The sequence below is a fragment of the Neptunicoccus cionae genome (assembly GCF_014643735.1).
Taxonomy (GTDB): domain Bacteria; phylum Pseudomonadota; class Alphaproteobacteria; order Rhodobacterales; family Rhodobacteraceae; genus Amylibacter; species Amylibacter cionae.
Genome location: NZ_BMKA01000002.1, coordinates 387,969 through 409,976, shown reverse-complemented (window position 1 = coordinate 409,976; position 22,008 = coordinate 387,969). Strand labels below are relative to the sequence as shown.

The 22,008-nt window shown below is 57.7% G+C and carries 24 protein-coding genes; 7 read left to right on the top strand and 17 right to left on the bottom strand.

Features of this window, described 5'->3' with window-relative positions; genetic code table 11:
* Positions 1-5: 5 nt before the first annotated feature.
* From glpX to IEX10_RS07200, 6 genes are all read right to left on the bottom strand, one after another.
* The gene (gene glpX / locus IEX10_RS07225; RefSeq protein ID WP_188672668.1) at positions 6-971 is read right to left on the bottom strand and encodes a class II fructose-bisphosphatase; all 966 of its coding nucleotides are present in this window, start codon (positions 969-971) and stop codon (positions 6-8) included.
* Between the two features lie 99 nt (positions 972-1,070).
* Positions 1,071-1,841: a FadR/GntR family transcriptional regulator gene (locus IEX10_RS07220; RefSeq protein WP_188672666.1), complete on the bottom strand. Its 771-nt coding sequence runs from the start codon at positions 1,839-1,841 to the stop codon at positions 1,071-1,073.
* Between the two features lie 165 nt (positions 1,842-2,006).
* Positions 2,007-2,648, bottom strand: coding sequence for a YiaD family glycine zipper/OmpA-like lipoprotein (locus IEX10_RS07215; RefSeq protein WP_188672663.1), 642 nt, complete (start codon positions 2,646-2,648; stop codon positions 2,007-2,009).
* Positions 2,649-2,737: 89 nt separating this feature from the next.
* Positions 2,738-3,634, bottom strand: coding sequence for a methylated-DNA--[protein]-cysteine S-methyltransferase (locus IEX10_RS07210; protein ID WP_188672660.1), 897 nt, complete (start codon positions 3,632-3,634; stop codon positions 2,738-2,740).
* A gap of 25 nt (positions 3,635-3,659) precedes the next feature.
* Positions 3,660-4,418, bottom strand: a complete 759-nt coding sequence (locus IEX10_RS07205; protein WP_229678462.1) for an SGNH/GDSL hydrolase family protein — start codon at positions 4,416-4,418, stop codon at positions 3,660-3,662.
* Between the two features lie 38 nt (positions 4,419-4,456).
* A complete protein-coding gene (locus IEX10_RS07200; RefSeq protein ID WP_188672657.1) occupies positions 4,457-4,672 on the bottom strand; it encodes a hypothetical protein in 216 nt (71 codons plus the stop codon).
* 239 nt (positions 4,673-4,911) lie between these two features.
* On the opposite strand from IEX10_RS07200, the gene nth reads away from it, so the two are divergent.
* From nth to IEX10_RS07185, 3 genes are read left to right on the top strand one after another with little or no spacing between them, the layout of a single operon-like run.
* Complete coding sequence (gene nth, locus IEX10_RS07195; RefSeq protein ID WP_188672655.1) at positions 4,912-5,556, top strand: endonuclease III; 645 nt, start codon at positions 4,912-4,914, stop codon at positions 5,554-5,556.
* Complete coding sequence (locus IEX10_RS07190) at positions 5,553-6,548, top strand: adenosine kinase (RefSeq protein ID WP_188672653.1); 996 nt, start codon at positions 5,553-5,555, stop codon at positions 6,546-6,548. The genes nth and IEX10_RS07190 overlap by 4 nt, the downstream gene beginning before the upstream one ends.
* A 9-nt stretch (positions 6,549-6,557) precedes the next feature.
* A complete protein-coding gene (locus tag IEX10_RS07185) occupies positions 6,558-7,466 on the top strand; it encodes a DMT family transporter (protein WP_229678461.1) in 909 nt (302 codons plus the stop codon).
* A gap of 136 nt (positions 7,467-7,602) precedes the next feature.
* Here the strand turns inward: IEX10_RS07185 and IEX10_RS07180 are convergent, their stop codons facing one another.
* From IEX10_RS07180 to IEX10_RS07150, 7 genes are all read right to left on the bottom strand, one after another.
* The gene (locus tag IEX10_RS07180; protein ID WP_188672651.1) at positions 7,603-9,807 is read right to left on the bottom strand and encodes a 3-hydroxyacyl-CoA dehydrogenase NAD-binding domain-containing protein; all 2,205 of its coding nucleotides are present in this window, start codon (positions 9,805-9,807) and stop codon (positions 7,603-7,605) included.
* A gap of 35 nt (positions 9,808-9,842) precedes the next feature.
* A complete protein-coding gene (locus IEX10_RS07175) occupies positions 9,843-11,057 on the bottom strand; it encodes an acetyl-CoA C-acetyltransferase (RefSeq protein WP_188672649.1) in 1,215 nt (404 codons plus the stop codon).
* Between the two features lie 30 nt (positions 11,058-11,087).
* The gene (locus IEX10_RS07170; RefSeq protein WP_188672647.1) at positions 11,088-11,720 is read right to left on the bottom strand and encodes a glutathione S-transferase family protein; all 633 of its coding nucleotides are present in this window, start codon (positions 11,718-11,720) and stop codon (positions 11,088-11,090) included.
* A 93-nt stretch (positions 11,721-11,813) separates the two neighbouring features.
* A complete protein-coding gene (locus tag IEX10_RS07165) occupies positions 11,814-12,968 on the bottom strand; it encodes an acyl-CoA dehydrogenase family protein (RefSeq protein ID WP_188672645.1) in 1,155 nt (384 codons plus the stop codon).
* Positions 12,969-13,029: 61 nt separating this feature from the next.
* Positions 13,030-14,805: an acyl-CoA dehydrogenase C-terminal domain-containing protein gene (locus IEX10_RS07160; protein ID WP_188672642.1), complete on the bottom strand. Its 1,776-nt coding sequence runs from the start codon at positions 14,803-14,805 to the stop codon at positions 13,030-13,032.
* A 55-nt stretch (positions 14,806-14,860) separates the two neighbouring features.
* A complete protein-coding gene (locus IEX10_RS07155) occupies positions 14,861-15,259 on the bottom strand; it encodes a MerR family transcriptional regulator (RefSeq protein ID WP_188672641.1) in 399 nt (132 codons plus the stop codon).
* A gap of 168 nt (positions 15,260-15,427) precedes the next feature.
* Complete coding sequence (locus tag IEX10_RS07150) at positions 15,428-15,823, bottom strand: MerR family transcriptional regulator (RefSeq protein WP_188672639.1); 396 nt, start codon at positions 15,821-15,823, stop codon at positions 15,428-15,430.
* A 382-nt stretch (positions 15,824-16,205) separates the two neighbouring features.
* Here IEX10_RS07150 and IEX10_RS07145 point away from each other — a divergent pair, with 382 nt between their 5' ends.
* The 3 genes from IEX10_RS07145 to IEX10_RS07135 are packed head-to-tail and all read left to right on the top strand — an operon-like array spanning position 16,206 to position 18,533.
* Positions 16,206-16,688: a PaaI family thioesterase gene (locus tag IEX10_RS07145; protein ID WP_188672636.1), complete on the top strand. Its 483-nt coding sequence runs from the start codon at positions 16,206-16,208 to the stop codon at positions 16,686-16,688.
* The gene (locus IEX10_RS07140; RefSeq protein WP_188672633.1) at positions 16,685-17,194 is read left to right on the top strand and encodes a PaaI family thioesterase; all 510 of its coding nucleotides are present in this window, start codon (positions 16,685-16,687) and stop codon (positions 17,192-17,194) included. The genes IEX10_RS07145 and IEX10_RS07140 overlap by 4 nt, the downstream gene beginning before the upstream one ends.
* Before the next feature lie 34 nt (positions 17,195-17,228).
* Complete coding sequence (locus tag IEX10_RS07135) at positions 17,229-18,533, top strand: MATE family efflux transporter (RefSeq protein ID WP_188674582.1); 1,305 nt, start codon at positions 17,229-17,231, stop codon at positions 18,531-18,533.
* 43 nt (positions 18,534-18,576) lie between these two features.
* On the opposite strand, the gene arsC is transcribed toward IEX10_RS07135, so the two are convergent.
* Genes arsC through IEX10_RS07120 form a run of 3 tightly spaced genes read right to left on the bottom strand, consistent with a single transcriptional unit; the run spans position 18,577 to position 20,311 of the window.
* Positions 18,577-18,924 (bottom strand): arsenate reductase (glutaredoxin), encoded by a 348-nt coding sequence (gene arsC, locus IEX10_RS07130; RefSeq protein WP_188672630.1) that lies wholly within the window; start codon positions 18,922-18,924, stop codon positions 18,577-18,579.
* Positions 18,921-19,979 carry a quinone-dependent dihydroorotate dehydrogenase gene (locus tag IEX10_RS07125; protein ID WP_188672627.1) on the bottom strand — a complete coding sequence of 353 codons (1,059 nt, stop codon included), beginning with the start codon at positions 19,977-19,979 and terminating at the stop codon, positions 18,921-18,923. The genes arsC and IEX10_RS07125 overlap by 4 nt, the downstream gene beginning before the upstream one ends.
* Positions 19,976-20,311 (bottom strand): DUF952 domain-containing protein, encoded by a 336-nt coding sequence (locus IEX10_RS07120; RefSeq protein ID WP_188672624.1) that lies wholly within the window; start codon positions 20,309-20,311, stop codon positions 19,976-19,978. Before IEX10_RS07120 ends, IEX10_RS07125 begins: the two co-directional genes overlap by 4 nt.
* 44 nt (positions 20,312-20,355) lie before the next feature.
* Between IEX10_RS07120 and IEX10_RS07115 the strand changes: the two genes are divergently transcribed.
* Complete coding sequence (locus tag IEX10_RS07115) at positions 20,356-21,777, top strand: MATE family efflux transporter (RefSeq protein ID WP_229678460.1); 1,422 nt, start codon at positions 20,356-20,358, stop codon at positions 21,775-21,777.
* Between the two features lie 2 nt (positions 21,778-21,779).
* Here IEX10_RS07115 and IEX10_RS07110 read toward each other — a convergent pair whose 3' ends face one another.
* Positions 21,780-21,983: a hypothetical protein gene (locus IEX10_RS07110; RefSeq protein WP_188672623.1), complete on the bottom strand. Its 204-nt coding sequence runs from the start codon at positions 21,981-21,983 to the stop codon at positions 21,780-21,782.
* Between the last annotated feature and the right edge of the window lie 25 nt (positions 21,984-22,008).

Below are 22,008 nucleotides of genomic sequence, written 5' to 3'. Positions count from 1 at the left end.
TCCGATCAGTTGTTGTTCTGGCGGTATTTTATCCGGCGTACAGAACCGGTTTTAGACCGCATCAGGATGGTTTCGGTTTCCATGAAGTTACCGTCTTTGGTGGCACCGTCCAGAATGGACCCGTCGGTGACGCCTGTTGCGGCGAAGATTACGTCGGCTGTCACCAGCTCGTCGCGGGTGTAGATCCGGTCAAAATCTGTGATGCCAGCACGGGTGGCGCGGCCCCGTTCATCGTCGTTGCGGAAGGTCAGGCGGCCATAGAACTGTCCGCCCATACATTTCAGCGCAGCCGCGGCGAGCACACCTTCGGGCGCACCACCAGAGCCCATGTACATGTCGATGCCGGTTTGTGCGGCTTCGGCGCAATGGATCACGCCAGCCACATCGCCGTCAGTGATCAGGCGGATGGCGCAGCCTGTTTCGCGCAGTTCCGCGATCATTTCTTCGTGGCGCGGACGCTCTAGAACGCAGACGGTAATCTGGTCCGGCTCACAGCCTTTGGCCTTGGCAAGATTGCGCACCCGTTCCGCCGGGGACATGGCGAACGTAACGGTGTCCACAGGATAGCCCGGCCCGATGGCGAGTTTGTCCATGTAAACATCCGGCGCATGCAGCATGGAACCGCGCGGACCCATTGCAATCACGGTCAGCGCGTTGGGCATGTCTTTGGCTGTCAGCGTTGTGCCTTCCAGCGGATCAAGCGCGATATCCACGCCCGGACCGTTGCCTGTGCCCACTTCTTCGCCGATGAACAGCATCGGGGCCTCGTCCCGTTCGCCTTCACCGATGACAACAACGCCAGCGATGTCCAGCATGTTGAGCTGTTCGCGCATGGCGTTGACAGCGGCCTGATCAGCGGCTTTTTCGTCACCGCGCCCGATGAGTTTCGCGCTGGCAATGGCAGCGGCTTCGGAAACACGGGCCAGACCCAGTGAGAGCATACGATCGGCAAAGTCTTTGGTGTCGGTCATGAAATACGGTCCTGAAAGTTAATCGACGTTAGCGCCCAAATGCCGTAAAAAGCGCGCCGATACAACTAAAATCCCCCGCTCGGGGGGGCGCTGGGAGGCTTATCTGCGGTCCATTTCCTGTGCAAAGCGCAGTTGCGCGATTTCTTCGTTGGTGCGGGCCTTGCGGTCCTGATGCATGCAGGTTTCAACGAATCCAAGATGATCCTCTACAGCCTTGCGTGCGGCGGCGGGATCGCGCGACAGAATTGCATCGTGAATGGCGCGGTGCTGGTCGAGCAGAGCTTCCCGAGTGGTGCGCACTTTGAACATAACTTTGCGATTGTAAAAGACGCCCGCCCGCAACATTTCAAACATGGAGCGCATCATGTGGAGCATGAAGACGTTGTGGCTCGCCTCTACGATGGCCATGTGAAATTCCGCGTCCAGTGCGGCCTCTTCTGCGGGATTGCGCTTGGTGTGGGCGTTTTCCATTTTGGCGAACAACGTGGTGATAACCTTGTGGTCCGTATCGCTGCCAAGTTTGGCAGCCCGCTCTGCGGCCAGCCCTTCTAGATCGCGGCGGAAGGTGATGTAGTCGAACAGTGCTTCTTCGTGGGTGGAAAACAACTTGATCAACGGTTCGGAGAAGGCAGAGCCGAGCACATCAGCCACATAGATTCCCGATCCGGCACGGGTGGCCAGCAATCCCCGCTCCACCAGATCGGCAATCGCTTCGCGGATGGAAGGGCGGGACACGCCGAGCCGTTCCGACAGGTCCCGCTCGGACGGAAGTCTCTCGCCTGGGCGTAAGATGCCGCGCAGGATCAACTGTTCGATCTGGCGCACGACAGTATCGGCAATGCGTTCCGGCTGGATTTTCTGAAACGGCATGGGTGGCTCCGCTGGGATTGTTAGCAGAGTATGACGTATAGGGATGAAAAGGGAAGGGCGGCAAGGGCGGGTCGTACCCTATTATGTCGCCCCCGAAACGCACAACACCGCCCTAACGGATCAGGACGGCGCTGCTTATTGCGGTGTCGTATTAGGTTCTACATATCAGCTTGTTGGGCGGATCACAACTTCGACGCGTCGGTTGGCCGCGCGGCCTGCTGCGCTGTCGTTCGACGCAATAGCTTGTGTTTCACCACGACCATATGCGCGGATGCGGCTGGAGCGCACGCCACTGCCTGTCAGGATGCCGGCAACAGATTGTGCGCGGCGTGTAGACAGGTTCTGGTTGTAGTTCGCATCGCCAACGCTGTCGGTGTGGCCGATCACGTCAACTGTGCTGTCTGGATAGCGTTGCAGGTTGCTGGCCAGCGCGCGCAGATCGTCCTGAAGGGACGGGCGTACATAGGTGCTGTCCGTGTCAAAGGTGATGGCTTCGGGCAGGGTCACGATCAGCTCGTTGCCAGTGTTGGTGATGGTTGCACCGGAACCGGCAAGGTCCTGACGCAGGTCTTTTTCCTGCTGGTCAAGGATCGCTCCGAAGACACCACCAACGGCGGCGCCCACGACAGCACCTTTCACGATGGACCCTTCAGAGTTGCCAGCAATGATCTGGCTTGCGGCGCCTACAGCAGCCCCGATCGCAGCCCCGTTGCGGGTTTTGCGGTAATCAGGGTTGGTGGCTTCATCACAGGCCGTCAGAGCGAAAACCGCAATAACGGCGGCGGAAACGGTTTTGGTCAATGCCATAGTACTGGCCTTTCTAGTTTACTTGTCCGTCGTATAAGATGGACGGGTTCGGTAAAGTTTCAAGGCTGCGGAACGCATAAGGCTGGCGGTCAGGCGGATTCCTGCGCAAACGCGGGTTGGCCGTGATCTCCAACGGTCTGGGTGGACCCGTGCGGACCTTCCGCGTCCGCCCGCGCGCCCTCCCAAGCCAACAAGGCGCGTTTGACTGGAAGGCCCCAGTGATACCCGCCAAGCGCGCCGGATTTGCGCAAGGCGCGGTGGCAGGGGATCAGCCAACTTACAGGATTGCGCCCGACAGCAGTGCCCACGGCGCGGACTGCTTTGGGGTTTCCGATGGCCTTGGCAATCGCGGAATAGGTCGTGACGTGCCCGCTCGGCACATTTAACAGCGCCTCCCATACTTTTATCTGGAACGGTGCGCCGATCAGGTGCAGTTGTGCGTCCTCTCCGCCAAGTATCCGAACCACCGCCGGTTGCAAGGTGGCCTCATCCTGCACGAAGGTAGCTTCGGGCCAGCGGGCTTGCATATCTTCCAGCGACCAGTCGCGCCCGAACTCTGCCGTAAATCCCATGCCGCAAATCCCCCGCGCAGTGGCCGCGACGATCATTTCGCCGAACGGGCTGTCAAACCAGCCCCATGTGATCGTCAGCCCCTTGCCCTTGGCGGCGTATTCACCGGGGCTCATGGCCTCCCAAGTCAGGAATAAGTCGTGCAACCGTCCGGTGCCGGACAATCCGGTCTCTAGCGCGGTGTCGAGCAGGGTGAACCTGTCTTGCAGCAGGGATTTGGCGTGGTCGAGCGTCAGATATTGCTGATAACGTTTCGGAGAGACGCCAGCCCACTGCGAGAACACCCGCTGGAAATGGGTCGGAGACAGGCCGACTGCCTCTGCCACCTGTTCAAGCCTTGGCTGGCTGTCCTTGGTGCTGTCGATATAGGCAATCGCGCGGGCGATAACGGCGTGATGATAAGATGGCTGTGTCATAGAAACAGGATGCCGCTGAAGGGGCCTAGATGCCACCCGTTTCTTGCGCAATGGCCGTTTTCAGGGCTTCTGGCGGGAAATCGCTGCGGATGGCTGCGGCGACATGATCAGCCCAGATACGGTAGACCTCGGCACCGGGATGAAAGCCGTCGCTTGCCATCAGCGTCGGGTCCAAGGGCAGGTCCAGTTGCAGGCGGGTCACGTCAGGCCGGTTCGCAAGAAACCCCGCCATCGCCACATCATAGCGGCTGGCGGTCAGGCCGATCACATGGCGCAGCGGTTGGGGCAATACCGGAAACCGGCCCATCGGCGGCAGGGCGGTCGTGTAAACCCGTTTCGCGCCAAACTTTGTGTGCAGCAGTTTCAATAGCGTATCGTGCATCGCCAGCCAGCGGCGCAGCGGCACAGAGCGGGTCACATCATTCACCCCGATCGCCAGTACCACGACATCGAAGGTTTCGGCGTGAAGCCGTTTCACCCGTTCCAACGTGCTGGCCGTTGTCGCACCGGTTTTTGCAACGAGGCGCCACTCTAGCGCGTAATCCGCTGACAGGGCGCGGGCGAGCTGCCCGCTAAGCGCTTGTTCTTGTGTTTCCACACCCACGCCAGCAGCAGAGCTGTCCCCCAGAACCAACACGCGCAACGGGGTGCCGGTGCCAACACAGCCGGAGCGTTCCCCGCTGGCTTCGGGCAAAATCAGCGCGTGTTTGCGCACGCCAAGCCCTTGCCAGATAAGCAGTGGAGAGAGGGACAATTTCAGAAGGGTTTCCAAGGCTGCGCGCACTGATGTGCCCTCCGGATTGGCCGCGGTGCTCGGGGCGTTTATCTGTGGCCCTGATACCGCTTGTTCGTCCGCGACACAAAATCATTCAGCGCGGAGTCATCAATGCCGAGGTCTATTGCACCTGAGACCGCGATGGGGACCGGTTGGTGCTGGCGGGTGGTCTTGCGGGCCGTTTCGATGATTTGGTCGTGGGAGACCTGCACAATAGGAGTGGTTAGAAAAGTTGTCAGGATGACAGCAGTAAGGGCCGACATGGTATTATCCTTGAAAAGAGCCTGCCACCAGCCGGTAGCTTCCGGCGGCGGTGCTGTAAGAGTTGGGAGGTAGATAGGGAAGTGAGCAGTGCTTTCAAGGGTTAAGTAACAATTTTGCGAAATCCTGTCGAAGTTGTGATCCTTGTTACGATCATGCAAGCCCGTCATGGCCGCTATGACGGCTGCGTCAGGCGTGTTCCGGCTTTCCATTTTCCGTGCCGCGTGCCAGAAACAGCGCTATGGCCAAGCAACTAGACTACCACACGATCTATAAGATATTCGACCGGTTCCGCGACAGCGAACCGGAACCCAAAGGTGAACTGGAACACTCCAACGCCTATACCCTTGTGGTGGCTGTGGCTTTATCAGCGCAGGCTACGGATTCGGGGGTCAATAAGGCCACCCGCGGGCTGTTCGCGGTGGCAGACACACCGGAAAAGATGCTCGCGCTTGGGATCGAGGGCGTGACTGAACATGTTAAAACCATCGGTCTGTTCCGTCAAAAGGCCAAGAATGTCATCAAGTTGAGCCAGATTCTGGTGGATGATTACGGCGGTGTGGTGCCAAGCAGCCGCGCTGCGCTGGAAAGTCTGCCCGGTGTGGGGCGCAAGACCGCGAATGTGGTGCTGAACATGTGGTTCAAACAGCCGACACAGGCGGTGGATACGCATATTTTCCGCTTTGGCAACCGCACAGGTGTTGCACCTGGTAAGGATGTTGTGGCGGTCGAACGCGCGATTGAAGATCACATCCCCGCCGAATTCCAACAGCACGCCCATCACTGGATGATTTTACACGGGCGCTATATCTGTAAGGCCCGCAAGCCGGTGTGCGCGAATTGCATCGTAGAAGATTTATGTCCGTTTGAGGAGAAAACCACGTGACTAAGAAATATCAGGTTGTCGGCATCGGCAACGCGCTCGTCGATGTTCTGGCAAGCTGCGACGACAGTTTCCTCTCCGACAATGGCGTGGAAAAAGGCATCATGCAGTTGATCGACACGGACCGCGCAGCCGAACTATACGGCATGATGGGACCTGCAACGGAAATTTCCGGTGGTTCTGCGGCCAACACGATCGCAGGGATTGCAGCGCTGGGCGGTCGGACTGCTTATGTGGGTAAGGTCAAGGACGACCAGCTCGGCGATATTTTTGCCCATGACATGCGCGCTCAGGGCGCCGATTATGACGTGCCCCGTTCAGCGAAGTCCGAAACCCATGAAACAGGCCGCTGCATGGTACTGGTGACACCGGACAGCGAGCGGTCTTTGAACACCTATCTTGGCGTGTCAGAGCATCTGGGACCTGATGACATCGACACGGATATGATGGCCGAGGCGGATTGGATTTACCTTGAGGGCTACCGTTTTGACGGGTCCGAAAGCAAAGCAGCCTTCGCCAAAGCGATTGAGGCCTGCAAAAGCACGGGCGGTAAGGTTTCGGTGACGCTTTCTGATCCATTCTGCGTGGACCGTCACCATCAGGCGTTCCGCGACATGATCCGCGATCATATCGACCTGCTGTTCTGTAACGAACACGAAATGGCCGCCATGTACCCTGCCGACACGCTGGACGAAAGCATCGCCCAAGCCGCAGAGCGTGTTGATATTGTAGCCTGTACCGTAGGGGCCAAAGGCGCAATCATCATCAAGGACGGTGAACGGACGCAAGCCCCCGCCGAAGCTGCAAAAGTTGTGGACGTGACCGGTGCGGGTGATCTGTTCGCCGCCGGTTTCTTGCACGGTCTGGTCAACGGTCGCGATATGCTGACCTGCGGGCGTATGGGGTGTATCGCTGCGGGCGAAATCATCAGCCACATCGGGGCCCGTCCCGAAGCGGATCTGGGTGCGCTTTTCCGTGAGAAGGGGCTGGAATAGGCAAGTCAGGTGCGGAATTTCTTCCGCTCCAATCTGATACAGGCCCTTATGGTGTTGTTGCTCGGGATTGTATTTCTCGACGGGATGTCGGTGTTTATCAAAACGCTGCTGCCCCGTTACAGCGCGTTGGAGTTATCTGCCTATCGCAATGTGATCGGGATGATACCGGCATTTGTCTTGATGTTTTGGAGCGGAGAGCTTCGCAAGAACCCGCGCGCCTTGATCATTCCTCAGTGGAAGCTGGCCTTGGGCCGCGGGCTGATGGTGACGCTGGCGCAGCTGTTTTGGTATATCTCGCTCGGCCAGTCCGAATTCGCGCTGGTGGCGGCACTCGGGTACACCATGTCGCTGTTTGTGGTGGTGCTGTCGGTTCCCCTATTGGGAGAGCGTGTCGGCATCTGGCGGACCATCGCGGTTGTGATGGGGTTTGCGGGGGCGGTTTGGATCGTGCGGCCCACGGGGGATAACTTTAATCTCTACGCGCTGCTGCCCCTTGCTGCGGCCTTCTGCTATGCGCTGTCGATGGTGACGGTGCGGCTGGTGGATACTGCTGTGTCTAACGCACTGTTGTACCTTTATTCCGCAGTCGCGGCGGCGGTGATCAATGTCATCGTCGTGCAGGCCACCACCGGATTTGCAGGGATAGACAACATGCAGGACGGGATACAGATCACGATCATGTCGCTGCTTGGGGGCTGCGGGGTGATCTGTATGCTGGTCTCCGTCCGCATGGCAGAGCCGAGCCTGTTGGCGCCGTTCAACTATTTCGGACTGATTTCCGCCTTTACCATGGGCTGGCTGGTGTTTGGAGAAGCGCCGTTCGATAAGATCTTTCCCGGAGTGTTGCTGATCATCGGTGGCGGATTGCTGGTGCTGTGGAGGGAGAAGCCGGGTAAGCGGGTGGCTTTACAGAAGTGACCGCTGCGCGGTGATACGCAGGGGCGCTGCCCCTGACCCCGGGATATTTTCAGCCAGAAGAAGCGGGTGTATGATCTAGAGATGAAAAAGCCCCGCAGGATGCTGCGGGGCTTTCTTTTTGGTGTACGTAATGCGCTTAGGCGGCTTTTGCGTCCGCTCCAAAGCGGCCGTAGAAGCTTTCGCCGTTTTTGGCCATTTCTTTCAGCAGCGCAGGTGGTTCAAACCGGTCGCCGTAACGGGCGGCGAGGTCTTCACAGATTTCCACCGCTTTTTGCGAGCCGAGAATGTCGAGCCATGAGAACGGACCACCGGACCAAGGCATAAAGCCCCAGCCGAGGATCGCGCCCACATCGCCTTCGCGGATGTCTTCCAGCACGCCTTCTTCCAGCGCGCGCACCGCTTCAAGAACCTGCGCCATCGCAAGACGGTGTTGCACGTCTGTCAGGCTGGGCTGGTCTTCGGAAACGGGGAAGTGATCGCCAAGGCCTTTCCACAGGCCGGTGCGTTTGCCCTTCTCGTCGTAGTCGTAGAAACCGGATTTGGTTTTACGACCCAGACGGCCCATGTCGAACAGCTTTTGCACCACATCATCGCCATTAGACGCCGGATAGGCATTGCCAAGGGCGGCTTTGGTGGCGCGCATGATCTTTTCGGCCAGATCAATCGAGGTTTCATCCCCCAACTGAAGCGGACCAAGCGGGAAGCCCAGTTGCTTGGCGGCGTTTTCGATCAGGGCAGGTTCCACCCCTTCGGCCACCATCCGGTTGGCTTCGGCACCGTAAGGGATGATGCAGCGGTTGGCGTAGAAGAAGCGTTCGTCGTTGACCACGATCGGCGTCTTGCGGATCTGGCGCACAAAGTCGAGCGATTTGGCCACAGCGCGATCACCGGTTTCTTTGCCTTTGATGATCTCCACCAGCAGCATCTTGTCCACAGGGGAGAAGAAGTGAATGCCGATGAACTGTTCCGGACGGGCCGAAGCCTTGGCCAGTTCGCTGATTGGCAGGGTGGAGGTGTTGGTCGCAAAGATGCAATCCTCGCCCACGATGGCCTCTACCTTTTTGGTCATCTCGGCTTTCACGCCCACGTCTTCAAACACCGCTTCAACGATCAGATCACACCCCTTCAGGGCTTCAAGATCGGTGGTGGCGGTAATGAGGGAAAGCAGCTTCTCTTTCTTCTCGGGCGTGGATTTTTTCCGTGCGATGCCTTTGTCGGCGTGCGCTTCGGAATAGGCCTTACCTTTGTCGGCAGCTTCCTGGCTCTGGTCGATTAGAACCACTTCGATACCGGCGAGCGCGGAGACCAGTGCGATACCCGCACCCATCATGCCAGCCCCCAGAACGCCGACTTTCTTAACCGACTGGTCGGGGATGCCTTTGGGACGCACAGCGCCTTTTTCCAGTGCACCCTTGTTGATGAACAAGCTGTTGATCATGGCGCTTGAGGACGGGTTCAGCAGGATGTTGGTGAACCAGCGGGCCTCAATCCGGATCGCTTGGTCGAAGGGCACCAATGCGCCTTCATAGACGGCGGCGAGCATGGCTTTGGCCGCTGGGAATGCGCCTTGTGTCTTGCCGTGGACCATCGCGGTTGCGCCGACAAAGGTCATGAAGCCAGCGGGGTGGTAAGGCGTGCCGCCGGGCATTTTGTAGCCCTTCGCATCCCAAGGTTTCACCAGATCGGCGTCAGTGGCGGATTCGATCCATGCCTTGGCTGATGAGATCAGCTCGTCCGCAGGAACCACTTCGTCGATCAGGCCAGCGGCTTTGGCTTTGGCCGGTGCAACTGTTTTGCCTTCCAGAAGGAAGGAAGAGGCGTTCATCACGCCAAGTTTGCGCACCAGACGGGTTGTGCCGCCGCCGCCTGGGAAGATACCAACCATGATTTCGGGCAGGCCGATCTTGGCCTTGGGGTTGTCAGCCACAAAGATGCGGTGGCAAGCCAGCGGGATTTCCAGACCGATGCCAAGACCAGTGCCGGGCAGGGCTGCTACAATCGGCTTGCCGCCCTTGTTGGTTTTCGGGTCCATGCCAGCGCGTTCGATTTTGCGCATAACCTCATGGCCCTGCATCACACCGTCCATCAGCGCGCGGGCCGGAGTGTCGCCGCCCTTTTCCTTCCACTCGGCAAGAACCGTCAGGTCCATACCAGCGGCAAAGCTGTCTTTGCCGGAAGTGATGATCGCGCCTTTGATGGCATCGTCGCCCAGAACCGTGTCGATATGGCCGTTCAGCTCCGCAAAGCCGGTTTCGGACATGATGTTCATGGATTTATCGGGGCAGTCCCATGTGATGATGGCGATGCCGTCGTCGTCGAGTTTGTAGTGAAAATCTGTCATCTGTTTTCTCTATCTGTATCTGTTTCGGGGCGCGATTAAACGCGCTCAAGGATGGTGGCTGCGCCCATACCGGAGCCGATGCACAATGTGGCAAGTCCGGTTTCTTTGTCAGAGCGTTCCATCTCGTCCAGCAGCGTGCCAAGGATCACAGCGCCCGTCGCGCCGAGCGGGTGGCCCATCGCAATCGCGCCGCCGTTTACGTTCAGCTTGGAATGGTCCACGTTAAAGTAATGCTGGAAGCGCAGCACAACGGATGCAAAGGCTTCGTTTACTTCAAACAGGTCGATGTCACCGATGTTCATGCCGGTGCGTTCCAGAATCCGTTCGGTTACAGGAACCGGACCCGTCAGCATGATGGTCGGGTCGGTGCCGATTTTCGCAGTCGCCTTGATCCGTGCGCGGGGTTTCAGGCCGTTACGTTCGCCAAATTCCTTATTGCCGATCAGGATCGCCGCAGCACCGTCCGCAATACCGGAAGAGTTGCCCGCGTGGTGGACGTGGTTGATCTTTTCCAGTTCGGGGTATTTCAGCAGGGCAATCGCGTCAAAACCGGGCATGACTTCGCCTTGTGCCTTGAACGAGGGGTTCAGCGAACCAAGGGTTTGCATGTTGGTTTCGCCGCGCACCATTTCGTCATGGCCAAGGATTTCCAAACCGTTCTGATCTGTGATGCCAAAGACGGATTTGTCAAAACGGCCCTCTTTTTGTGCCTGTGCAGCACGCTTTTGGGATTCAACGGCGTATTCGTCGCACATGTCACGGGTGAAGCCGTATTTGGTGGCGATAATGTCCGAGGAAATGCCCTGTGGGACGAAATAGGCTTTCATCGCCAGCGTCGGGTCAACGGCAATCGCGCCGCCGTCTGAACCCATTGGCACGCGGGACATGGATTCCACACCGCCAGCGATATAGGCGTTGCCCATGCCGCCCATCACCTGACCGGCGGCCATGTTCACAGCTTCCAGACCGGAGGCGCAGAAACGGTTTACAGAAACGCCTGCAACGCTTTCGTCCAGATCAGAGTAAAGCACCGCAGAACGGGCCAGACAGCCGCCTTGTTCGCCCACTTGGGACACGTTGCCCCAGATCAGATCGTCCACGTCCTTGCTGTCAAAACCGGTGCGGCTTTGCAGTTCGTTCAGGACTTCGGCAGACAGGCGCACGGCGGAAACTTCATGCAGTGAACCGTCTTTCTTACCTTTCCCGCGTGGGGAACGGGCTGTGTCATAGATATATGCATCGTGGGTCATGTGTATGGTCCCTTGAGTTGGTTGTTCAATTTATGCGGCAGAGCGTGGCATCAGATCGTAAGGCGCTTTGTAGCCTTCCAATGCTTCGATATTGCCAAGCCAGCGGTTGATATTGACCCATTCGTTCCGGTCAAAGCCGAAGTTTTCAGGGTAGAAAAGATAGCCGCAGCAAGAGAAATCCGCGTGGGTCGGGCCATTGCCGACAAGCCAGTCGCGGCCCTCTAACGCGGCGTCGAGCACGGCGTAAGCGGCCTTGAGGCGGCCCTGATTGAAGCCGATAACTTCTTGGGGGCGTTTGTCTTCGGGCAGGAAGTTCATCAGGAAACGGGTCACGCCCGCCATAGAGGACATTTTGTGGTTGTCCCACAGCACCCAGCGCAGGACTTCGCGTTTTTCTTGTGCGGTCTCGCCTTCGTATTTGCCCGTCAGCTCGCTGATGTAGCTTTGAATAACACCGGATTGGGTCAGCTTAACGTCCTCATGTACCAGAACCGGTACTTCGCCCATCACCGAGATGTCTTTGCGAAATTCGGGAGAGCGGGTTTCGCCGTTGAAGAAATCGACCCAAACCGGTTCCCAGTTCAAACCGGAGAGTTCTAGGGGCAGGGCGCATTTGTAGGCGTTTCCGCTTTCACCCATGCAATAAAGTTTCATATCAGCCATGTTCCGTCCTTTAGGTGGTGGCAGCTTCGGGTCCTCCCCCAAAGCCGCACAATTCAGGAAGTCCCGACCCGATGGGTCAGGACGGTGCTGTGATCAGAGCGAACGGCTCGCCAGTTCTTTCATGATCTCGTTTGTGCCGCCGTAGATGCGCTGCACACGGGCGTCGGTATACATCTCTGCCACCGCATATTCGGCCATGAAACCGTACCCGCCGTGCAGTTGCAGACATTCATCCAGAACTTCGCCTTGTGTGTCGGTCAGCCAGTATTTGGACATGGCCGCCTGTTCGACAGACAGTTCACCGCGCAGGTGTGCTGCGATCAGTGTGTCAAGGTAAGCGCGCGCCACTTGGGTCTTTGTGGCACATTCGACCAGTTTGAAACGGGTGTTTTGGAACTGTGTCAAAGGACCACCAAAGGCCTGACGTTCCTTACAATATTCTATGGTCCGCGCCACAGCGCCTTCCATAGCGCCAACAGCGCCACAGCCGATGATCAGACGTTCCTGCGGAAGCTGCTGCATCATCTGGTAAAAGCCGCGGCCTTCATCCCCGCCCAGCAGGTTTTCCGGCGGGATTTCCACGTTGTCAAAGAACAACTCGGATGTGTCGGCGGCTTTCATGCCGATTTTGTCGAGATTGCGCCCGCGTTGGAAGCCTTCGGCACCGTCTGTTTCCAGAACCATCAAGGATGTGCCTTTGGACCCTTGCGTCGGGTCTGTTTTGGCGGCGACAAGGATCAGATTGGCGTGCTGGCCGTTGGTGATAAAGGTCTTCTGACCGTTCATCTTATAGCTGTTGCCGTCTTTGATCGCCTTGGTTTTGATCGCCTGAACATCCGACCCGCCCGAAGGCTCTGTCATGGCAAGCGCGCCGACCAGCTCGCCGGAAACCAGCTTTGGCAACCAGCGTTTTTTCTGCTCTTCCGTACCGCAATGCAGAATGTAGTGGCCAACGATGCCCGAATGGATGCCGTGACCCCAGCTTGCAAGGTTGAGGCGCGAACCCGCCATCAGGATCACTGCTTCATGGCCGAAATCACCACCGGCCCCGCCGTATTCTTCCGGAATGGACGGGCACAGCAGGCCCAGCTCACCGGCTTGCTGCCAGGTGTCGCGGTCCATTTCGCCCTGTTTGCGCCACTTTTCGAATTTTGGCGCCCATTCGGTTTCGATAAACTGGGTTGTCATCTCGTCGAGCATCTTGTGCTCGTCGCTCATCCATGCGGATGGAAGGCTGGCGATGGTCATGGTTTCTCTCCCTTAACGTGAGCGGGTGGCACTGCTGCCACCCGTTTCTTTAATGTGTTGCTCAGAACGCTTCCGCGTCCAAACCCATCACGTTTTCCGCGCCGGATTGAATCCGCGCAAGGTGCATGCCGGTGGCAGGCAGTTGGCGCTGCATATAGTAACGGCCCGTGACGAGTTTGTTTTTGTAGAAGTCTGGATCATCGGTGCCAGCGTCAAGAGCAGACGTTGCGGCTTTTGCCATACGCGCCCACATCAGGCCCATGCAGACGTGACCGAACAGGTGCATAAAGTCCGAAGAACCGGACAGCGCCGCATTCGGGTTCTTCATGCCTTCTTGCATAAAGAACATACCAGCGGTTTGCAGATCTTTGGACGCCTGTTTCAGCGGGGTGATGAAATCGGCAATCGCCTCGTCTTCCTTGTTCTCGGAAATGAAGGTTTTCACCATGTCAAAGAAGGCCATGACGTGCTTGCCGCCATCCTGTGCCAGCTTGCGGCCCACCAGATCAAGTGCCTGCACGCCGTTCGCGCCTTCATAGATCATCGCAATACGGGCGTCGCGGGTGAACTGGGACATGCCCCACTCCTCGATATAACCGTGGCCGCCATAGATCTGCTGGGCCTGAACAGTCATGTCATAGCCCTTGTCGGTCAGGAACCCTTTCAGGACCGGTGTCAGCAAGGAAATAAGGCCGTCGGCGTCTTTGTCGCCAGTCTCTTCCGCCTTGTCGATCATCATCGCGCCCCAGTAAACAAAGGCACGGGCACCCTCGACGAAGGATTTCTGATCCATCAGGCTGCGGCGTACGTCAGGGTGGACGATCAGCGGATCGGCCGGTCCGTCAGGATTTTCAGCACCTGTCACAGCGCGGCCTTGCAGACGGTCCTTGGCGTAGATCACAGCGTTCTGATAGGCAGCTTCCGCCTGCGATAGCCCCTGCATCGCGACACCCAGACGCGCATGGTTCATCATGGTGAACATCGCACGCATGCCTCTATGCTCGGTCCCGAGCAGATAGCCCGTCGCCCCGTCATAATTCATCACACAGGTGGAATTGCCGTGGATGCCCATCTTTTCTTCGATGGAGCCAACAGCTACGCCATTGCGATCCCCCAAAGAACCGTCTTCATTCACCATGAACTTGGGAACGATAAACAAAGACACGCCTTTGATCCCTTCCGGCCCACCGGCAATTTTCGCCAGAACCAGATGGATGATGTTATCGGACATGTCGTGCTCGCCCGAGGAGATAAAGATCTTCTGGCCGGTGATTTTGTAAGAACCGTCGTCCTGCGGGTCCGCCTTGGTGCGCATCAGGCCCAGATCGGTGCCGCAGTGGGATTCTGTCAGGTTCATGGTGCCGGTCCATTCACAGGACACCATTTTTGGCAGGTAGGTCTGTTTCTGCTCGTCTGTGCCGTGGGCGTGGATCGCCGCATATGCGCCGTTGGTCAGGCCGGAGTACATCCCGAACGCCTGATTTGCGGAGGACACCATTTCGGAAACCGTCATCCCGAGGATATAGGGCATACCCTGTCCGCCGTAATCCGCATCGGACGCGATGCCGGTCCAGCCGCCTTCACGGAACTGGTCAAACGCCGCCTTAAAACCGGTCGGCGTGCGCACAACACCGTTTTCCAGTTTACAGCCTTCCTTGTCGCCCACCACGTTCAGCGGCGCGATGACTTCGCCGGTGATCTTGCCGGCTTCTTCCAGAACAGCAGACGTAAAATCAGGGGTCAGCTCTTCGTAGCCGGGGATTTTTTCGTTCTCAACGTCAAGAACGTCATGCAGGACAAAGGCCATATCTTTTGTTGGCGCGGTATAAGTTGGCATTAGCGTTTTCCTTGGTCTTTGGAATTGATTGGAAGGTGGGGCAAGCGGCGCAGGTTTACTCTGCTGCCTCTTGCGCGAATGTGTTGGCGATGAAATCTGCGCCCCATTCGAGCTGTTTCTCAAATTCGGCGATGGTCTGGTTCAGCTCGTCGCGCTGTTGTTTCATCGCTGCCAGACGTTCCTGAGCCAGTTCGTATGTCTCGGTCATCTGAGTGCGTTGCTGGTCCCCTATATAGTAGAGGTCAAGCAACTGACGGATTTCTTCCAGCGAAAAGCCAAAACGTTTGCCCTGAAGAATCAGTTTCAAACGGGCTTGGGATCGTTTGCCATACAGGCGTTTTTGTCCCTCGCGCAGCGGGGACAGCAATTCTTTAGATTCGTAAAACCGCAAAGTGCGCGGGGTTACATCATATTCTTCGCACATCTGGCGAATAGTCTTGCGGGGTTCAGACATGATTGACCTCGGGTTCAGAGTTGAATCGTGATGCTTACGTGTACGTCAACGTAACACAAAATCACGGATTGTGCATTACGTTTACGTAAAGGGACGCAGCGTTACTTCAACCTTATCCGATCAACTTTTACGTAAATCGGCGGAATCCCGCGAGATTTTGTCTGTGACTTAGCTGGCTTTACCAGTGCGGCGAGCCGTTTCCAGTCGCTCCTCTGTGCGGGTGCGCAATTCACGCAACTCGTCCAGTGTAACCGCAAGTTGTGCATAACGGTCTTCCAGCTCTACAAGTTGGCGGTCAGCCATCTCCATAAGCGCTTCAAGCTGGTTCTGCTGGTTTTCCTTGTCGTACATTTCCAGCCACTGGCGGATTTCCTCAAGGCTGAAGCCCCAGCGCTTCCCGCGCAGAATCAGCTCCATTCGGGCGAATTCGGTCGGGCCATAAAAGCGGGTGCGCCCCTCTTTTTCGGGGAAAATCAGTTCGATATATTCATAATAACGGAGCGTGCGCGTGGTCACATCGAATTTCGCGCACATCTCTTTGAGGTTCAAGCGGTCGCCGGGCATTGTGTTCATTCCTCCCAGGAAGATTTGAGCGAAATTTACCAAACCACAGAAGGTTTGCAATACGAAACCCTGTTCCGCACTGCAAAACGGGTCGGGCGCAAGGGCGTGGGGGCAAAGACGCAGACTTAGCGGGTTGCGCTAAGTGTCGGAAACGAAGCCGCATTAGCGTTGAAAAGGTAAGCTATCAAAAGATTCGGGCGCGCGCCAAGGTGAATGGAGAACGAGGGAAAAAACTGACGGACACTTCGCCTGTTGCGAACGGTTGCAAGAATTAGGTCTTGTTAAGTGAATTGCAAGTTAAATATCAGTGGCGTAACCAAGACAGGAGCACCGGGCGTCTTAGCGCCCGAAGAGCTTCGTTTCATGAAGGGATGCACGACCGATGACCGAAGAAGAACTCCGCCAACGCGTGACAGTGGCAAAGAAATTCATGGCGGCGCTGCCGTTTTGCCATGCGCTCGATATGCGGATCGACGAAGCGGGGATCTCCGAAGCGGTGATGTCCATGCCCTATAATCCGATGACTGTTGGGGACCCCGATACAGGTGTCGTCCACGGCGGTGCGGTTTCGGCACTGATGGACACCTGCTGCGGCTTTGCGGTGAACTTGCATCCCGAATGCGTCAGCCCGACAGCGACAATTGATCTGCGCATGGACTATATGCGTCCTGCCAAACCGGGGGAGCGTATTTTTGCGAAAGCCCACGTCTATAAGGCGACGCGCACAGTCGCCTTCGTGCGGGCGATTGCCTATGAAAATGATCCCGAAAATCCCGTGGCAACAGCGACGGGAGCTTTCGTATTCAGCAAGAGCAGCAAAAGCGGCAAGGCCGATGCGCCAACTAAGAGCGGAGCAGTCGCATGAACAAGCCGGAATCCTTGCAGGTCGTAAAACAGCGGCGCGACGGTGTGCTTGCCGCTCTGGTCGATAGCATCCCTTATATCAAGTTCCTGAATATCTCGTTTGACCGGCGGGGCGACGAACTGACCGCTGTGATGCAGTTTGAAGACAAGCTGATCGGCAATCCGGCTATTCCGGCGATTCACGGTGGGGCTACGGCGTCGTTCCTTGAAACTGCCGCGTTGATCGAACTGGCGTGGCAACGGGCATGGACGGCGATGGAAGACAGTCAACTGGACGCGGATGATGTAGCGGCTGCCGGTTATCTTCGGCTGCCAAAGACCATCGATTTTACGGTGGATTATCTGCGTTCCGGCCTGCCACGGGATTGTTATGCCCGCGCGCGGGTGAACCGGTCAGGCCGACGTTACGCCAGCGTCCACGTAGAGGCATGGCAGGACAACCGCGCCCGCCTTTTCGCGCAAGCCACGGGGCATTTTCTGATGCCACGGCTCAACACGGGTGGCTGAGCCTGTCCAACCCCACGATCTGGCGGAAGGCAGGATGCGTCTGACCCACCGTCGGGTGTTGAATGTGGCGGTGCCTATTGTGATCTCCAATGCCACGGTCCCTATTCTCGGGGCGGTGGACACCGGCGTTGTGGGGCAGATGGGGCTGGCCGCACCGATTGGCGCGGTGGGTATTGGCGCGATCATACTGACTGCAATTTACTGGATTTTCGGCTTCCTGCGAATGGGAACGGCGGGACTGACCGCGCAGGCCATCGGTGCGCGGGATCAGGGAGAGGTCTGTGCCCTCTTGGTGCGCAGCCTGATGATCGGACTGGTGGCGGGCTTTGGGTTTATCCTGTTTCAGGTTCCCGTGTTTTCAGCGGCCTTTCTGATTGCACCCGCATCGCCCGAGGTGGAGGGGCTGGCGCAGGGTTATCTTGCCATTCGGGTCTGGAGCGCCCCAGCTGCGATTGCTATTTACGGGTTAACCGGATGGCTGATTGCCCACGAACGCACCAAGGCTGTGCTGGTGTTGCAGGTCTGGATGAACGGGGTGAATATTCTTCTGGACCTTCTATTTGTACTGCAACTGGGTTGGGGCGTTGAGGGCGTTGCAATCGCGACAGTGATCGCCGAAGCCAGCGGGTTGATCCTTGGCCTGTGGCTGGTGCGGGACGCATTTGCGGGCGCGTATTGGCGCAACTGGGCGGTGGTGTTTGACCGCGTGATTTTGCGGCGCATGGCCTCGGTTAATTCCGACATTATGATCCGTTCGGTGCTGTTACAGATCGGCTTTGTGTCTTTCCTGTTTTTAGGATCGTCTTTTGACGATACCACGCTTGCGGCCAATCAGGTGCTGATCCAGTTCCTGTTCATCACCTCTCATGGTATGGACGGTTTCGCCTTTGCTGCCGAAGCGCTGATCGGGCAGGCGCTGGGCGCGAAAGACCGGACCTCTTTGCGGCGCAGCGTGTTGCTGACTAGCTTTTGGGCGGCGGTGGTGATTGTCATCCTGTCCGTGTTCTTCGCGGTCTGGGGGGGCTGGCTGATCGACCTGATGGCCAAAGCGCCAGAGGTGCAATCGGTGGCGCGGGAGTATCTGTTCTGGATGGTGCTGGCGCCGTTTCTGGGCGGCCCGTCATGGATGCTGGATGGCATCTTTATCGGGGCAACCCGCAGCCGCGACATGCGCAACATGATGGTGGTGTCCTTCGGGATTTACCTGCTGTCAGTCTCGCTGTTGCTTGGGCCGTTTGGCAATCACGGGCTTTGGGCCAGCTTGCTGATCTTCTTTGTGGCGCGCGGTGTGACCCTTGCCGTGCGCTATCCGGCTTTGGAGCGGGGCGCGGACGATTGATCTTCCGGGTTATGAGTACTTTTGGAACATTGAAGCCTGTCGCTTAGTCGAACAACGCGAGAACGGTTTGCGGAGGGCGGCCTATGGCGGCGCGGTTGTTGGCAAAGACGACAGGGCGTTCGATCAGAATCGGGTTCTCTGCCATTGCCGCGATCAGTTCTGCATCTGCGTCCGTTTTCGACAAGCCGAGTTCGCGAAAGCGTTTCTCGCCGCTGCGCATCAGTTTGATCGCAGGAATCTCCAACAAAGCGAGTGCGCTGTGAAGTTCTTCCACGCTTGGCGGGTTTTCAAGGTAGCGGATGATCTGCGGATCATGGCCTGCCGCAGTCAGCAATTCCAGCGTCTGACGGGACTTGGAGCATCGCGGATTGTGCCAGAGTGTGACGCTCATAGCCATTCCCCCCGTGCTGTACCCACTGCATCGGCGACAGTTGCGAAACCGTCGCGTTGGAGCAACCTGTCAAGGTCACGAGCGATCTGCGGGGCGAGCGACAGGCCCCCGTAAACGAGCGCTGTGTAAAGCTGCACAACAGAGGCTCCGGCGCGGATTTTGGCGTAGGCCTGTTCTGCGTTGGAGACACCGCCGACGCCGATCAAAGGGACGGTGCCATCGGTCAGTTGGCTGAGTTGTGCGAGGATTTTGGTGGAGCGTTCAAACAGCGGTTGGCCGGACAGGCCGCCCTGCTGGTCCCGATCCGCGCTGCGCAGGCCATCGCGGGACAGGGTCGTATTGGTGGCGATAATTCCGCTGATCCCGCTGGTTGTGGCGACTTCGGCGATGTCTTCAAGATCCGCGGTGTCCAGATCAGGCGCAATTTTCAGGAACACGGGCATCGGGCGATCCAGAGCTGCGCGGGTCTCCATCACATCTGCCAGCAAAGAGGCAAGTGCCGCTTTCCCCTGCAAGTCCCGCAGCTTTTCAGTGTTGGGCGAAGAAACATTCACAGTGGCAAAGTTGATATAAGGGGCGCAGCGTTGTAACACCTTGCAAAAATCGGCTGCCTTGTCCTGCGAAGTTTTATTCGCCCCGAGGTTCAGCCCGACGATGCCGTTGTCTTTGCGGTTTGCCAGACGGGTTGCAATTGCATCGGCCCCGTCGTTGTTAAAGCCGAAACGGTTGATCGCGGCGGCGTCTTCGCGCAGGCGGAACAGGCGGGGTTTGTCGTTGCCGCTTTGGGGCTTGGGGGTGGCTGCACCCACCTCGATAAAGCCAAAGCCCGATTGCAGCAGGGGTGCAACGGCGGTGGCGTTTTTGTCAAAACCTGCGGCCAGCCCGATTGGGTTGGGCAGGGACATTCCCGCCAGCGTGGTGTGTAAACGCGCAGAGGTCACAGGGCCGGATGCCGGCGTCAGCCCGAGTTGGAGCGCCTTAATGGCGAGCCGGTGGCCGGTTTCGGGATCGATCCGGTACATGGCCGCCAGCGCCAGACGCTCTGCCAGTGTCATGTCATTTTTACCGGAAAGGCGTGGCCATCTGCACCAAGGGGCAATTCTTTGGCCCATGCGACCTGCGCCATGCGGAAGGGGGCGTAAAGGTGTGGAAACTTCGCCCCACCGCGGGAGGTTTCCCATTCCAACCTGTCCATCGCGTCCGTTTCAGCAGCGATCAGCCAGAGGCCGGTTTCGCCAGAAAAATGGCGGGCCGCTGTTTCGCGGGCCTGTTCAGCAGTGGAGAAATGCACAAAGCCGTCGGCCAGGTCCACCGGCGCGCCCAGTGTTTCGCCGTCGGCCTGCATGGTGGCCCATTCATCGGAGCGGAAGATTTTATATATCAACATGGCCGCGTGATGCCGCGAGTCCGGCTTCAGGTCAAGGTGGATTGATGCTCGACAGCACTGCAAAACCGTGCGAGCGCTGGACGGGAGAGATCAAGGAGCGTGAAATGTCCCAATCCCGTGACCTGACCACAGGGCCGGTTTCCGGCCACTTCAGAGCGTTAGCAGTGCCGATGGCCATCGGTATGGTCTTTACCACGCTCTATAATGTTGTGGATACGTTCTATGCTGGAATGATTTCCACAGACGCGCAGGCGGGGCTAGCGATTTCCTTTCAGGTGTTCTTTGTGATGCTTGCTTTCGGGTTTGGCTTGAACGCAGCACTTAACGCGCTGGTGGGTAAGGCGCTGGGGGAGAAACGGGCGGGGCAGGCCAAGCGGATCGCCTGTCAGGGGATCACCTATTCGGTTCTTGCGTCTGTCGTCCTGTCCATCATCGGCTTTTATGCAACGCCCTACCTGCTGGCGATTGTGTCAGAGCCCGGCGCCTATCGTGCGGCGGGACAGTCCTATTTGCAGGTTCTGCTGTTCGCCGCGCCGAGCTTTCTGGTGGCCTTCAGTGCTAATGGGATACTTGGTGCTCAAGGGGATATGACCTCTATGCAGCGGGCGCAGATCGCAGCATTTTTCTGCAATCTCGTGCTTAACCCGTTGCTGATCTTCGGTGTCCCGGGCGTGGTCGGTGGGATCGGTTTTAACGGGATCGCGGTATCCACTGCCATCAGCCAGACGGGGGTGATGGTCTTTATCCTTCACCGTGTGTTCTGCTCTGACGTCATGGCGCACAAGCAGGATGCCGTGTTCCGGCCCCGTGGCAAATGGCTTAACCAGATCACGCAGCAGGCGTTGCCCACATGTTTCACAATGATTGTGATGATGATGGCGGGATTTGTTATGCAGTATTTCCTGAAAGAATTTGGCGCGGCGGCGGTGGCGGCTTACGGCGTTGGGCTGCGTGTCGAGCAGCTTATACTGTTGCCCGGTTTCGGGCTGACAGGTGCGCTCTTGCCGATTGTGGCGCAGAATTTCGGGGCCGGTCAATTCGATCGCGTGCGAGAGGCTTTGTGGTTTTGTTGCAAGACGGGCGTGCTGCTGATGCTTTGTGGGTCGGCGGTACTGTGGCTGGCCGCGCCCTATGCGATGGCAGTGTTCACAGATGACCCCGAGGTGATCCGCATCGGTGCGCAATATCTGCGCGTGGACGGGTTTATCCTGCCGGTTTACATCGTTCTATTCGCGATAAATTCATTTCTGCAAGCGTTGCAAAAGCCGATTTATACCCTGTGGGTTGGCATTTACCGTCAGGGCGTGGCGGTCTTTGCATTCGTTTGGTTGTTTGTGCGCCTGTTCGATATGGGCACTTTGGGGGTGTGGTTCGGACTGGCACTTGCAGTGACTACCGGGTTGGTTTTGTCCCTTGTCCTTAGTGCCCGCGTGGCGCGTTCAGAAATCGGCGGCTGGCGCAGTTAGGTTCAGCCGTAGCGCGCTTGCAACACATGGAACAGGGCGACCAAGCGTGGGGCTGCTTCGCGGCTGTCAGCGTGGCGTGGCGGGACTTCTGCCTTGGCTTGGAGGGTTTGGGACGTGCGCAAGACATGCGGGTCCGGTGCATTGCTACAGGTTTGTTCCGGTGTGGTTTCACGCGGGTTTTCGGTGGCGTGGTATCGTGATGCCATTTGCTCTGCCTTTGAAAAGACGCGC